Origin of the sequence: Streptacidiphilus sp. P02-A3a, assembly GCF_014084105.1 — a bacterium.
Classification (GTDB): Bacteria; Actinomycetota; Actinomycetes; order Streptomycetales; family Streptomycetaceae; genus Streptacidiphilus.
Genome location: NZ_CP048289.1, coordinates 7223966 through 7236483, shown reverse-complemented (window position 1 = coordinate 7236483; position 12518 = coordinate 7223966). Strand labels below are relative to the sequence as shown.

Here is a 12518-nt window from a genome sequence, read left to right as displayed (position 1 = left end):
AATGATTCCCCCCGACGTTCGGCATCTCTAAACTTCCCTCGCCGAGCAGGGACTATTCGGGGGACTACTTCGTGGGGCAGGCAACAGTGCCGCAGTTGGTACTTGACATCAATGGACAACGCACGGCCCTGGAGCCGGGTCGGACCTACACCCTGGGGCGCGACCCCAAGTCGGATGTGACGGTCGACGACTCGCGGGTGTCCTGGCGGCACGCCACCATCGCGTTCACCGGTACCGGTTGGCTGTTCACCGACCTAGGCAGCACCAACGGCACCTTCGCCGAGGGGCGGCGGTCGACCGAGATCCACCTGGCCGAGGGCTCGGTCGTGGTCCTGGGCAACGCCGACAGCGGGCCCCGGCTCGCCTTCGCGGGGGTCCCGGTCGCGGCGCCGAACGCGGGCGGCGACTGGTACGGGCAGCCCGCGCAGGGCGGCTACCCGGCCCAGCAGCAGCAACAACAGCAGCAGCAGCCGCAGCCGCAGTTCCCGCAGCAGGCCCAGTTCCCGCCGCAGCAGGCCCCCTACCAGCAGCAGCCGCAGTTCCAGGCGCAGCCCGCGCCGTCCTACCAGCAGGGCTTCCAGGGCCAGCAGGGCTTCCAGGGCGGTATCCCGGCGCAGGGCGGTGGCGGCGGCGGGTACGTGCCGCAGCCGCAGCCCTCGCAGCCCGCCCACGAGCCGGTGTACGCCTCGCGCAACCCCACGATGATCCGCAACCTGGCCGGTGGCCTGCGGACCATCCGGATCGGCCGCGGGCTCGACAACGAGCTCGTGGTCAGCGACCTCTCGGTCTCCCGGCACCACTCCGAGCTGCGCCAGCTGCCCGACGGCGGCTACGAGATAGTCGACCTGGGCAGCCACAACGGCACCTACGTCAACGGCCAGCCGGTCTCCCGGGTGCTGCTCGGCCCACAGGACATCGTCGGCGTCGGCCACTCCACCTTCCGGCTGGTCGGCGACCAGCTGGAGGAGTTCGTCGACACCGGCGAGGTCTCCTTCTCCGCCCGGCACCTGCTGGTGAAGGTCGAGCACCAGGGCAAGGAGAAGATCCTGCTCAACAACGTCAGCTTCGGGGTGCCGGAGAAGTCCCTGGTCGCGGTCATCGGCCCGTCCGGGTCCGGCAAGTCCACGCTGCTGCGCGCGCTCACCGGCTACCGCCCCGCCGACAACGGCGACGTGCTCTACGACGGCCGCAACCTCTACAAGCAGTTCGCCGAGCTGCGGCAGCGCATCGGCCTGGTGCCGCAGGACGACATCCTGCACTCGCAGCTGACCGTCCGCAGCGCCCTGCGCTACGCCGCCGAGCTGCGGTTCCCCGGCGACACCGAGGCCGCCGAGCGGGCCCGCCGGGTCGAGGAGGTACTGGTCGAGCTGCACCTGGAGAAGCGCGGCGACAACAAGATCACCGCCCTGTCCGGCGGCCAGCGCAAGCGCGTCTCGGTCGCACTGGAGCTGCTCACCAAGCCCTCGCTGATCTTCCTGGACGAGCCCACCTCCGGCCTGGACCCGGGCATGGACCGCGACGTGATGAAGATGCTGCGGGACCTGGCGGACGAGGGCCGGACGGTCCTGGTGGTCACCCACTCGGTGGCCGAACTGGCGCTCTGCGACCGGCTGCTGGTGATGGCGCCGGGCGGCTCCGTGGCGTACTTCGGGCCGCCGAAGGAGGCCCTGCACTTCTTCGGCTACGAGACCTGGGCGGACGTCTTCCAGGCCTTCGAGAACTACCCGGACCACGACTGGGCCGGGCGCTTCCGCGGCTCCGTGCACTACCAGATGTACTCCGCCGACGTGGAGGCGGTGCAGGCGCAGTCCTCGCCGATCCAGCAGCACCAGAGCCAGCCGCAGAAGCAGCAGGGCTGGCTGTCGCAGCTGTCCACGCTGATCCGGCGCTACCTCGCGGTGATCGCCTCCGACCGGGGCTTCATGGTGCTGTCGGTGCTGATGCCCGCCGTGCTCGGGGCGGTCAGCATGGTGATTCCGTCACCGTCCGGCCTCGGCCCCGGCACCTCCGCGCACAACGGGCTGAACGGCGACGCGCCGACCATCCTGATGATCATGGCGATCGGCGCCTGCTTCTCCGGCGCGGCCAACTCGGTCCGTGAGCTGATCAAGGAACGGGTGATCTACGAGCGGGAACGCGCGGTCGGGCTCTCCCGCTCCGCCTACCTGATGTCCAAGGTGATCGTGCTCGGCGCGATCAGCGTGCTCCAGGGCGTGATCATCGGCGGGATCGGCCTCTCCTCGCGCAAGCTCCCGGCCCACGGCCTGATCGTCTCCAACGCGCCGATCGTGGAGATGACGATCGCGGTGGTGCTGCTCAGCTTCGCCTCGATGATGTTCGGGCTGGTCATCTCGGCGCTGGTGAAGACCTCCGAGAAGACCATGCCGCTGCTGGTGATGTTCGCGATCATCCAGGTGGTGTTCACCGGCTGCCTCGGCTTCGCCATCGCCGGAAGCGTCGGCCTGGAGCAGGTGGCCTGGCTGATGCCGTCCCGCTGGGCGATCGGCGCGCTGGCCACCACCACCGACCTGGCCCACCTGATCGGCCCGTTCCAGAGCTCCCCGCACTACGACCCGATGTGGCAGCACACCGCCGCCCAGTGGTACGTCAACTGCGGTGCGCTGGTGGTGATCAGCGCCGTGCTCGGGTTCGCCGTGCTGCGGCTGCTGCGTCGGCACGAGCCGGAGGTCATGCGCTCGCGCTGAGCGCGGGGCGCGGCAGCGAGCCCGCCGCTCTGAGTCCGCGAGCAGTCACGTCGCGTGCTCGGAGCGGCCCATTCGCATACCGATTTGATATCTGTCCCACAGTGTTCCGCTTTCCGTCATGAGGCCGATGTGCGGTGCTCGTAGCATGTGCTGGCACCCGACCACAAGAGGTCGATGCAGTCGGAGACAGCGTCGTTTCCGGGCTGCCGGCATCCCGGAAACCCAGTGAACGGACACGACTCCGATGCCCATGGCACATATGGACGGCTTCACCTACGGCTGGGTGAACCCCGTTCTTGCCTACCTGGTCGCCTGTGTGGGAGCGGCCCTGGGACTGCGTTGCACGGTGCGCGCCCTGGCGCTGCCGCGCGACCGCCGCGGCGGCTGGCTGCTGCTGGCCGCCACCACCATCGGCTGCGGCATCTGGACGATGCACTTCATCGCCATGATGGGCTTCTCGGTCACCGGCGCCTCCGTGGTCTACAACATCCCGCTCACCCTGGCCAGCCTGCTGGTGGCGGTCCTGGTGGTCGGCTTCGGGGTGTTCTACGTCGGCTACCGGCCGCCCTCGGTCGGCACCCTGCTCATCGGCGGGACGCTGACCGGGCTCGGCGTCGCCGGGATGCACTACCTGGGCATGGCCGCGATGGACGTCGCCGGAACCGTCCAGTACAACCTGGGGATCGTCGCCGCCTCGGTGGGCATCGCGGTGTTCGCCGCGACCGCCGCGCTGTGGATGACCCTGAACATCCGCCGGCTCTGGGCCAGCGCGGCCTCCGCGCTGATCGCCGGGGTGGCCGTGTGCGCGATGCACTACACCGCGATGCAGGCGGTGTCGGTCAAGCTCAACCCGACCGCCACCGCCGTCGGCTTCCCGGCGGCGCAGTTCGTGCTCCCGGTCGGCATCGGCATCGTGGTCTTCCTGACCATCGTGGCGATCGTGGTGGCCATGTCCCCCGAGCCCAGGGACCAGGACGAGGTCGAGGAAGCCCCCGAGCGGATCGCGGTGACCCTGTTCGAGGGCCGACTGCGCTGACCGCCCGTCCCGGGGCAGCCGGTCCGACCGACGTCGGACCTACGCCCCGGGGCGGTCCCGGGACCGCCCCGAGGTCCGATGCCCGGCCGGTCGCCCGGCGGTACCGTGGCCGTATGTCCGCAGCCGAGCCACCGCCCGAAGCAGCGTGCGAGCTGCCGCTGTCGCCGCCCTACGGGGCCTGCCTCGGCGGCATCGAGGCGATCAGCGCCGCGGTGCTCGCGATGAGCAGGCAGCTGGAGGTCCGCGAGGTGCTCCAGCGGATCGTCAGCTCCGCCCGCGCGCTGCTCGGCGCCCAGTACGCGGCGCTCGGGGTCCCGGACGACAACGACGGCTTCGCCCAGTTCGTGGTCGACGGCGTCAGTGACGAGCAGTGGCGCGCGATCGGCCCGCTGCCCCGGCAGCACGGGATCCTCGCCGCGATGCTGCACGAGGCCAACCCGCAGCGCCTGGCCGACCTGCGCCAGGACCCGCGCTTCGGCGGCTGGCCGGACGCCCACCCGGAGCTCGGCGCCTTCCTCGGCCTGCCGATCGTGGACGGCGAGGAGATCCTGGGCGCGATCTTCCTGGCCAACGAGCACGACCCGGCCCAGGGCCCGCCGCGCGCGTTCACCGCCGAGGACGAGCGGCTGCTGCGGATCCTGGCCGCCCACGCCGCCATCGCGCTCACCAACGCCCGCCTGTACGAGCGCAGCCGCGAGCTCACCCTGGTCGGCGAGCGCGCCCGGATCGCGCACGAGCTGCACGACGCGGTCTCGCAGAAGCTGTTCTCGCTGCGGCTGACCGCGCAGGCCGCCGCCGCGCTGGTCACCCGCGACCCGGACCGGGCCCGCGCCGAGCTGGCGCAGGTCTCCCGGCTCGCCGCCGAGGCCGCCGACGAACTGCGCGGCGTCGTGGTCGAGCTGCGCCCGGCCGCGCTGGACGAGGACGGGCTGCTGCCGACCCTCCAGTCGCACGTCGAGGTACTGGACCGGGCCCACGCCGCCGACGTCAGCTTCCGGCACGACCGGGTCGGCGCGCTGCCCCCGGCCCAGGAGGAGGCGGTGCTGCGGGTCGCCCAGGAGGCCCTGCACAACGCCCTGCGGCACTCCGGCGCGACCGGCGTCCGGGTCGAACTGCTGGCCGCCGGCGGCCGGAGGGTGCGGCTGCGGGTGGCCGACGACGGGCGCGGCTTCGAACCGGAACAGGTCCGCCGGGCCGGACGGCACCTGGGCCTGGTGTCGATGCGGGACCGGGCCTCCGGCGTCGGCGGCAGCCTGCGGATCGAGTCGTTCCCCGGCCGGGGGACCGTGGTGGAACTGGAGGTTCCCGGTGGCTGAGTCCCGGATCAGGGTGCTCCTCGTCGACGACCACCAGGTGGTCCGGCGCGGGCTGCGGACCTTCCTGGAGGTCCAGGACGACATCGAGGTCGTCGGCGAGGCCGGTGACGGCGCGCGGGGCGTGGCGCTCACCGAGGAACTGCGCCCGGACGTGGTGCTGATGGACGTGAAGATGCCGGGCACCGACGGCATCGAGGCGCTGCGGCTGCTCAAGGAGGCCGGGAACCCGGCCCGGGTGCTGGTGGTCACCAGCTTCACCGAGCACCGCACGGTCGTCCCGGCGCTGCGGGCCGGGGCCGCCGGGTACGTCTACAAGGACGTCGATCCGGAGGCGCTGGCGGGCGCGATCCGCTCGGTGCACGCCGGGCACGTGCTGCTGCAACCCGAGCTGGCGAGCGCGCTGCTCGCGGACGACACGCTGCGCGCCCCGCAGGGCCGGGGCGGCACGCTGACCGACCGGGAGCAGGAGGTGCTGCGGCACATCGCCGACGGCCGCTCCAACCGCGAGATCGCCCGGGCGCTGCACCTGTCGGAGAAGACCGTGAAGACACACGTGTCGAACATCCTGATGAAGCTCGACCTGGCGGACCGGACCCAGGCGGCGCTCTGGGCGGTCCGCAACGGCGCCGCCTGACCCGGTCCCCGGCGAACGTCAGCGCAGCGTCGGCTCGTCCACCATCGCGTTGTACGCCGCCACCTGCGCCCGCCGCACGGTACGGCCCAGCGGGCGCAGCGCCTCGGCCCTGGCCGCCATCTCCCCGGCGCTGACCGCCGCGCCGTCGGTGGCCGAGGCCAGTGCCAGCAGCGCCCGCACCTGCCGCGCGGACTCCAGCACCCGAACCGCGCGCGGCGGGTAGCCGGGAGCCAGCAGCAGCGGCGCCCGCCGCCTGCGGTACGCCTCCAGCGCCCGCTGCACGGCCGGGCCGCCCCCGGCGACGTCCAGCCGCAGCAGCGCCTCGGTGGCGTCGCGCAGGCCGGAGGCCAGCTCCCGCTCGGCGTCCCGCAGTTGCGGCACGTCCGCCGGGACGCCGTCGTTCACCGGTACCGCGTGCCAGACCACCCGGGTCAGGCTGTCGCCCTCGGTTCCGTGCCGGACCACCTCCGGTACCAGCCCCAGCGGACCGCCGCCGACCGTCAGCACCGCCTCCTCGGCCTCCAGCGCGCGGGAGTTGAAGGCGGGCGGGCCGGTCAGCCCGAGCGGGTGCCCGGGCGCGGGCAGCGCCAGCCGCAGCCCGGCCACCCCGAGCGCCCGCAACCGGCCCAGGGCCAGCGTCAGTCCGGCCCCCTCGGCGCCGGGCACCCCCTCCACCCGGTGGCCGTCGTCGGCGCCGCGCACCGCCTCGGCCGCGTCGTCCGGGGCCGCGGATCCGCCGAGCACGGCGTTGCCCCAGGCCACCAGCCGACCGGACCGGGGTTCGTCGAATACGTCTTCGGGACGGCCTGCGCCGGGGATCTGCACCATGAGCCCAAGCCTACGAAGAACTCACCCACCCGCGTGGCGTAGGTTTTCCCTGTGCCGTCCGCAGTGCAGCCACCCGCGCCGTGCTGGAGACGCCGACTGTCGACAAAAATCGCACTCTGCATTGGGGAAGGCGTACGCAATGAGCGACGTGCTCGAACTGGTGGACGTATCTGTGGTCCGGGGCGGCCGGGCGCTTGTGGAGCAGGTGTCCTGGGCGGTCGCCGAGGGCGAGCGCTGGGCGATCCTCGGTCCCAACGGGGCGGGCAAGACCACCCTGCTCCAGGTCGCCTCGTCCTACCTCTTCCCCTCCAGCGGCACCGCCGCGATCCTCGGCGAGAAGCTGGGCGCCGTCGACGTCTTCGAGCTGCGCCCCCGGATCGGCCTGGCCGGGGCCGCGATGGCGGACAAGCTGCCGCGTCGGCAGACCGTGCTGGAGACGGTGCTCACCGCCGCCTACGGGATGACCGCGACCTGGCGTGAGCAGTACGAGCAGACCGACGAGTCCCGCGCGCTGCTGCTGCTCGACCTGCTCGGCATGGCCGACTACACCGGGCGCAGCTTCGGCACCCTCTCCGAGGGCGAGCGCAAGCGCACCCTGATCGCCCGCGCCCTGATGACCGACCCGGAGCTGCTGCTGCTGGACGAGCCCGCCGCCGGGCTCGACCTGGGCGGGCGCGAGGACCTGGTCCGCCGCCTGGGCGCGCTGGCCCAGGACCCGCAGGCCCCGGCGATGGTGATGGTCACCCACCACGTCGAGGAGATCCCGCCCGGCTTCACCCACGTGCTGATGATCCGCCAGGGCAAGGTGCTGGCGGCCGGTCCGATCGCCGACACACTCACCCCGCGCAACCTCTCCCTCTGCTTCGGCCTGCCGTTGACCCTGGAGCACCAGGACCACCGCTGGTCCGCACGCGGACTGCCGCTGCGCTGACCGCCGTTGCCGGGTCACCCGTCCTCGGGGCGACCTGGGCAAACCCCTCTCCAGCGGCCCCGCTCGCCCCTACCATGGGACGGGTGGAGAACTGGATGTGGTGGCTGATCACCGGGGCGGCGCTGGGCGTCCCCCTGGTGATCACTGCGCTGCCCGAGTTCGGTATGTTCGCCGGTGGCGCGCTGGCGGCAGCGCTGACGGGTGCTCTGGGCGGGGGCACGGTAGCGCAGTTCAGCGTCTTCCTCGTGGTCTCGGTCGCGCTGCTGGTCTTCCTGCGCCCGATCGCCCTGCGCCATCTGCGGCGGGGCCCCGGCGTGCGGATGGGCATCGAGGCCCTGACCGGCGCTCAGGCGCTGGTCCTGGAGCAGGTCGACGAGCACGACGGCCGGATCAAGCTCCAGGGCGAGGTCTGGTCGGCGCGCTCCTACGAGCCCGGACGGGTCTTCGTTCCCGGCCAGCAGGTCAACGTGGCCCGGATCGACGGCGCGACCGCGCTGATCCTCTGACGCAGGCGCGCCAACCGACAAACGGCCGCCCCGGAAGGCGGCCGAGGAACGCAACGAGGGAGTCCTTGTGCAACCCGTGATCATCGTCCTGGTCATCCTGGTCGTGCTCGCGTTCATCGCGCTGATCAAGACCGTCCAGGTGATCCCGCAGGCGAGCGCGGCCATCGTGGAGCGGTTCGGCCGCTACACCCGCACCCTCAACGCGGGCCTCAACATCGTGGTGCCCTTCATCGACACCATCCGCAACCGGATCGACCTGCGCGAGCAGGTCGTGCCCTTCCCGCCGCAGCCGGTGATCACCCAGGACAACCTGGTGGTGAACATCGACACCGTCATCTACTACCAGGTCACCGACGCCCGCGCGGCCACCTACGAGGTCGCCAGCTACATCCAGGCGATCGAGCAGCTGACCGTCACCACGCTGCGCAACATCATCGGCTCGATGGACCTGGAGTCCACCCTCACCTCCCGCGAGACCATCAACGCCGGACTGCGCGGCGTGCTGGACGAGGCCACCGGCAAGTGGGGCATCCGGGTCAACCGGGTCGAGCTCAAGGCGATCGAGCCGCCGACCTCCATCCAGGACTCGATGGAGAAGCAGATGCGCGCCGACCGTGACAAGCGCGCCGCCATCCTCACCGCGGAGGGCGCCCGGCAGGCCTCGATCCTCACCGCCGAGGGCCAGAAGCAGGCCGAGGTGCTCCGCGCCGAGGGTGAGGCGCAGGCGGCGGTGCTGCGCGCCGACGGTGAGGCGGCGGCGATCCGCACCGTCTTCGACGCCATCCACGAGGGCGACGCGGACCAGAAGCTGCTCGCCTACCAGTACCTGCAGACCCTGCCGGAGATCGCCAAGGGCGACTCCAACAAGCTCTGGATCATCCCGAGCGAGGTCGGCGACGCGCTCAAGGGCCTCGGCGGCGCCTTCGGCGGGTTCGCCCAGGGGGTCGGCAACGCGGGCAACTCCGGCGGCCAGGGCGGCCCGGCGCCGGTCGACAACGGCAGCGTCCCCGGTCCGCGCCTGGACAAGCGCCGCGAGTACCCGGAGATAGACCCCGAGTAGACCAGCCGAGGACAGAGCCCCAACTGTCCGACATCTGATACGCCGTTCCGCATAGTGATACCGCTGCCCCTTCGCCCCGAACAGTCGTGCATGATCGCACTGCAGACGAAACGCGAGCGAAGGGGCACGGCCATGTCACCCTGGGAGGCCTTCGGCGTCTTCGCCGCCGGGATCGGCGCCGGGACGATCAACACCATCGTCGGCTCCGGAACCCTGCTCACCTTCCCGGTGCTGCTCGCGGTCGGCCTGCCGCCGGTCACCGCCAACGTCTCCAACACCCTCGGCCTGGTCCCCGGTTCGATCAGCGGCGGCTACGGCTACCGCCGGGAGCTGGTCGGGCAGCGCGACCGGCTGCTCCGCCTCGGCACCGCCTCGCTGCTCGGCGGCACCCTCGGCGCGGTGCTGCTGCTGATCCTGCCCGCCGACGCCTTCCAGGCCATCGTTCCGGTGCTGATCGGGATCGCGCTGCTGCTGGTGGTGCTCCAGCCGTGGCTCGCCAGGACCGTCGCCGCCCGCCGCACCGGGCCGGTCCGCGCCGACGGCGGGGTGGGCCTGCTGCTCGGCGTCTTCGCCACCGGCATCTACGGCGGCTACTTCGGCGCGGCCCAGGGCGTGCTGCTGCTCGGACTGATGGGCCTGCTGCTCAACGACGACCTGCAGCGGATCAACGCCACCAAGAACATCCTGGCCACGGTGGTCAACGGGGTCGCCGCGATCATCTTCGTGATCGAGGCGCACATCGACTGGACGGCCGCGCTGCTGATCGCCGGGGGCTCGGTGATCGGGGGCCAGATCGGCTCCCGGGTCGGCCGCCGCCTGCCGCCGGCGGTACTGCGTGGCCTGATTGTCGTCGTGGGTCTCACCGCGATCGCCAAACTTCTGATTGGCTGACCGGGACATGTCCCCGAGCGCCAGGAGCAGGCCGATGCCCGAACGACTGACCGACCAACAACTGACGGACGCTCTGCGGACCCTGCCCGCCTGGCACCGCGAGGGTGACACGCTGCAACGGAGCGTGGTGGCCGAGGACTTCCCGGCGGCGATCCGGCTGGTCGTGGCCGTCGCCGAGACCGCCGAGTCGATGAACCACCACCCCGACATCGACATCCGCTGGCGCACCCTGAACTTCTCCCTCAGCACCCACTCGGCAGGCGGCCTCACCAGCCTTGACCTGGACCTCGCCGGTCGGATCGACACCCTGGCGGGCGCCGAGCTGTGAGCCCGGCGACGGCTGCGGCGGACGGGACGCCCCGGCGTCCGTGAGATGCTGGCTCGCGAATCGTGAAGGCGGCGGGAGCAGACGGAGCCATGGCAAGCGAACCCGACTACGGCCAGTACTGGGGCCCTGACGGCCAATCGGCGCAGGAACAGGGCCAGCAGCAGCCCGCCCACGAGCAGCAGCCGGGCTACGGCCCGACCGGGTACGAACAGCCCGGCTACGGGCAGACGCCGGGCTACGGTCAGGGCGAGGGCGAGTACGGCCAGGGTGACTACAGCCAGGGTGACTACGGCCAGGGGCAGCAGGGCGGCTACGACTACGACCAGCAGCCCGGCTACCCCCAGCCGGACCAGTCGGCCGGGTACGACTACTCCGGCTACCAGGGCTACACCGAGTACCCGGGCCAGCAGCAGTACCCCCCGGAGCAGCCCTACCCCGCCGAGCAGTCCTACGCCCCCGAGCAGCCCCACCCGGCCGAGCAGTCCTACGCGGCGTACGTCCCCGGGCAGCCGTACACGGGGGCGGAGTACGACGGCGGCGGCTACCAGTCCGGGGCCGAGCCCGCCTTCGGTGACTCCGCCTTCGGTGACCCCGCCTTCGGCGACTCCGCCTTCGGCGACCCCGGCACGCGGGCCGGGGGCTCGGAGCAGCCGAGCGAGTCCACCGCGACCTGGTCCGCCGCCGAGATGTACCAGCAGCAGCCGGACGGCGTTCCCGCTCCCGCCTCCGCCTCCGGTGATTTCCCGGTCGCCGACCAGGCCGCCGCGGGCGGGTCCACCGCCGTGACCGGCGGGCGCTCCGGCCGCCGCTCGGCGCGCGGCCAGGGCGCCGGGGCAGCCGGTACAGCCGCGGGGGAGAACGGCGCGGAGGCCGGGGGCAACCCGCTCGCGCGGCTGGTCGCCGCCGCCACCGGCCGTGCCCCGGACACCGACCGGAAGACCTTCATAGTCCGGGCCGCCCTCGGCGCGGCCGCCCTGGTCGTCCTCGGTGTGGCCGGATTCGCGGTCGCGGGCGGCGGATCGGGCGGCAGCAAGCCGGCGCCGACGACCGCCAGCGCGCCCTCGGTGGACCTCACCACCGCGCACACCAAGGCCTGGGCCGCGCCCGCCGACGCCGGTTCGGTCAAGGGCAGCAACGACGGCCTGGTCGGCTCCTGGCTGCTGAGCAACGCCGTGGTGCGCGGCGACGGCATGGGCGTCACCGCCTACAGCGGTACCGGCGGCAGCGTGCTGTGGACCGTCGCCCCGCCGGTCACCGGCGCGGTGCCCTGCGCGATGTCGTCCACGGTGGACGCCAGTGGCGTGGGCGCGGTGCTGTTCCAGGCCAAGCCGGGCACCGGCCAGGCCTGCACGCTGCTGGTCGCCGTGGACACCGGCACCGGCAAGGCGAAGTGGACGGTGACCCTGCCCGGCGGCTCGACCACCACCCCGACCTCGGTGATGGTCAGCGACACCCAGCTGGTCGGCGTCACCGGCGGCGCCGCCACCGGCTACGACGTCGCCACCGGCAAGCAGAGCTGGTCCTACGCCGGTCCCGGCAAGTACTGCGCCCTGATCGGCAACGGCACCGCCGGGACGCTGCTGCTGCAGAGCACCTGCGCCGACACCAATCCCAAGCAGCAGGTGCTCTCGCTGTCGTCCGCCACCGGCAAGCTCAGCTGGTGGCGCGGCCTGCCGGAGACCGCGGCCTCGTACACGGTGCTCTCGGCTACCCCGGCCGTGGTGTCCGTGCACATGACCAACTCGACCCAGGACACGCTGATGTCCTTCAGCACCCAGGGCGACAGCCAGGCGACCATCCCGGTGGCCCAGGTCGGTGGCCTGCTGGACTCGCTGCACGGCAGCTTCGACCCGGATCCGGCGCTGTTCTTCACCGGCAGCACGCTGCTGGCCGAGCTCAACCCGACCACCACCGGCGCGGGCGGCGGCGCCACCTCGGCGGTGTCGTCCTCCGGAGTGGTCACCGCCTTCGACCTGGTCAGCGGCAAGCAGCTGTGGCAGACGGCGCCGTCCGAGAAGGGCCAGTCCGCGCTGGTCGGCGTGGACGGCTCGGGTGCGGTCGTCGCCACCGAGGAGCGCATCGGCCAGCCCGCCCGGCTCAGCCACTTCGACCTGGTCACCGGCAAGGAGACCGCGGGCGGCGGGTTCCCGCAGTCCACCGGCTCACTGCTGACCGCGGGCCGGGTGCTGTTCCAGGGCAGCGAGGTGGCCGTGCTGCCCGAGTTCACCAGTACCTACAGCACGGCGGCGACGCTGTTCTCGGGCGGCAGCACCAGCTGACCCG

The 12518-nt window shown here is 72.3% G+C and carries 11 protein-coding genes; 10 read left to right on the top strand and 1 reads right to left on the bottom strand.

The genetic code is table 11. The features are described from left to right. Positions 1–71 precede the first annotated feature (71 nt). The 4 genes from GXP74_RS30315 to GXP74_RS30300 all read left to right on the top strand — a co-directional run bounded on the left by GXP74_RS30315 (position 72) and on the right by GXP74_RS30300 (position 5691). Positions 72–2705: an FHA domain-containing protein gene (locus GXP74_RS30315; RefSeq protein WP_225448307.1), complete on the top strand. Its 2634-nt coding sequence runs from the start codon at positions 72–74 to the stop codon at positions 2703–2705. 244 nt (positions 2706–2949) lie between these two features. Continuing rightward, a complete protein-coding gene (locus GXP74_RS30310; RefSeq protein WP_225448306.1) occupies positions 2950–3741 on the top strand; it encodes an MHYT domain-containing protein in 792 nt (263 codons plus the stop codon). A gap of 221 nt (positions 3742–3962) precedes the next feature. Continuing rightward, entirely contained in the window at positions 3963–5057 is a 1095-nt protein-coding gene (locus GXP74_RS30305) for a GAF domain-containing sensor histidine kinase (protein WP_225448703.1), read from the top strand. Further along, a complete protein-coding gene (locus GXP74_RS30300; protein ID WP_182454403.1) occupies positions 5050–5691 on the top strand; it encodes a response regulator transcription factor in 642 nt (213 codons plus the stop codon). The genes GXP74_RS30305 and GXP74_RS30300 overlap by 8 nt, the downstream gene beginning before the upstream one ends. An 18-nt stretch (positions 5692–5709) precedes the next feature. Here the strand turns inward: GXP74_RS30300 and GXP74_RS30295 are convergent, their stop codons facing one another. After that, positions 5710–6519: a hypothetical protein gene (locus tag GXP74_RS30295; RefSeq protein WP_182454402.1), complete on the bottom strand. Its 810-nt coding sequence runs from the start codon at positions 6517–6519 to the stop codon at positions 5710–5712. A gap of 139 nt (positions 6520–6658) precedes the next feature. Here GXP74_RS30295 and GXP74_RS30290 point away from each other — a divergent pair, with 139 nt between their 5' ends. The 6 genes from GXP74_RS30290 (at position 6659) to GXP74_RS30265 (ending at position 12514) form a co-directional block, all read left to right on the top strand. Beyond that, entirely contained in the window at positions 6659–7450 is a 792-nt protein-coding gene (locus tag GXP74_RS30290; protein ID WP_182454401.1) for an ABC transporter ATP-binding protein, read from the top strand. A gap of 74 nt (positions 7451–7524) precedes the next feature. Further along, positions 7525–7956, top strand: coding sequence for an NfeD family protein (locus GXP74_RS30285; protein ID WP_182454400.1), 432 nt, complete (start codon positions 7525–7527; stop codon positions 7954–7956). A 67-nt stretch (positions 7957–8023) separates the two neighbouring features. Next, positions 8024–9016, top strand: coding sequence for an SPFH domain-containing protein (locus GXP74_RS30280; RefSeq protein WP_182454399.1), 993 nt, complete (start codon positions 8024–8026; stop codon positions 9014–9016). Between the two features lie 132 nt (positions 9017–9148). Beyond that, complete coding sequence (locus GXP74_RS30275) at positions 9149–9907, top strand: sulfite exporter TauE/SafE family protein (protein WP_182454398.1); 759 nt, start codon at positions 9149–9151, stop codon at positions 9905–9907. Between the two features lie 34 nt (positions 9908–9941). Next, positions 9942–10235 carry a 4a-hydroxytetrahydrobiopterin dehydratase gene (locus tag GXP74_RS30270; protein ID WP_182454397.1) on the top strand — a complete coding sequence of 98 codons (294 nt, stop codon included), beginning with the start codon at positions 9942–9944 and terminating at the stop codon, positions 10233–10235. An 89-nt stretch (positions 10236–10324) separates the two neighbouring features. Continuing rightward, positions 10325–12514, top strand: a complete 2190-nt coding sequence (locus GXP74_RS30265) for a PQQ-binding-like beta-propeller repeat protein (protein WP_182454396.1) — start codon at positions 10325–10327, stop codon at positions 12512–12514. Positions 12515–12518 lie beyond the last annotated feature (4 nt).

Coding starts and splice junctions, on each gene's coding strand:
- GXP74_RS30310 (WP_225448306.1), top strand. CDS start 2,950: ATGCCCATGGCACATATGGACGGCTTCACCTACGGCTGGGTGAACCCC.
- GXP74_RS30305 (WP_225448703.1), top strand. CDS start 3,963: ATGAGCAGGCAGCTGGAGGTCCGCGAGGTGCTCCAGCGGATCGTCAGC.
- GXP74_RS30295 (WP_182454402.1), bottom strand. CDS start 6,519: ATGGTGCAGATCCCCGGCGCAGGCCGTCCCGAAGACGTATTCGACGAA.
- GXP74_RS30290 (WP_182454401.1), top strand. CDS start 6,659: ATGAGCGACGTGCTCGAACTGGTGGACGTATCTGTGGTCCGGGGCGGC.
- GXP74_RS30285 (WP_182454400.1), top strand. CDS start 7,525: ATGGGACGGGTGGAGAACTGGATGTGGTGGCTGATCACCGGGGCGGCG.
- GXP74_RS30275 (WP_182454398.1), top strand. CDS start 9,149: ATGTCACCCTGGGAGGCCTTCGGCGTCTTCGCCGCCGGGATCGGCGCC.
- GXP74_RS30270 (WP_182454397.1), top strand. CDS start 9,942: ATGCCCGAACGACTGACCGACCAACAACTGACGGACGCTCTGCGGACC.
- GXP74_RS30265 (WP_182454396.1), top strand. CDS start 10,325: ATGGCAAGCGAACCCGACTACGGCCAGTACTGGGGCCCTGACGGCCAA.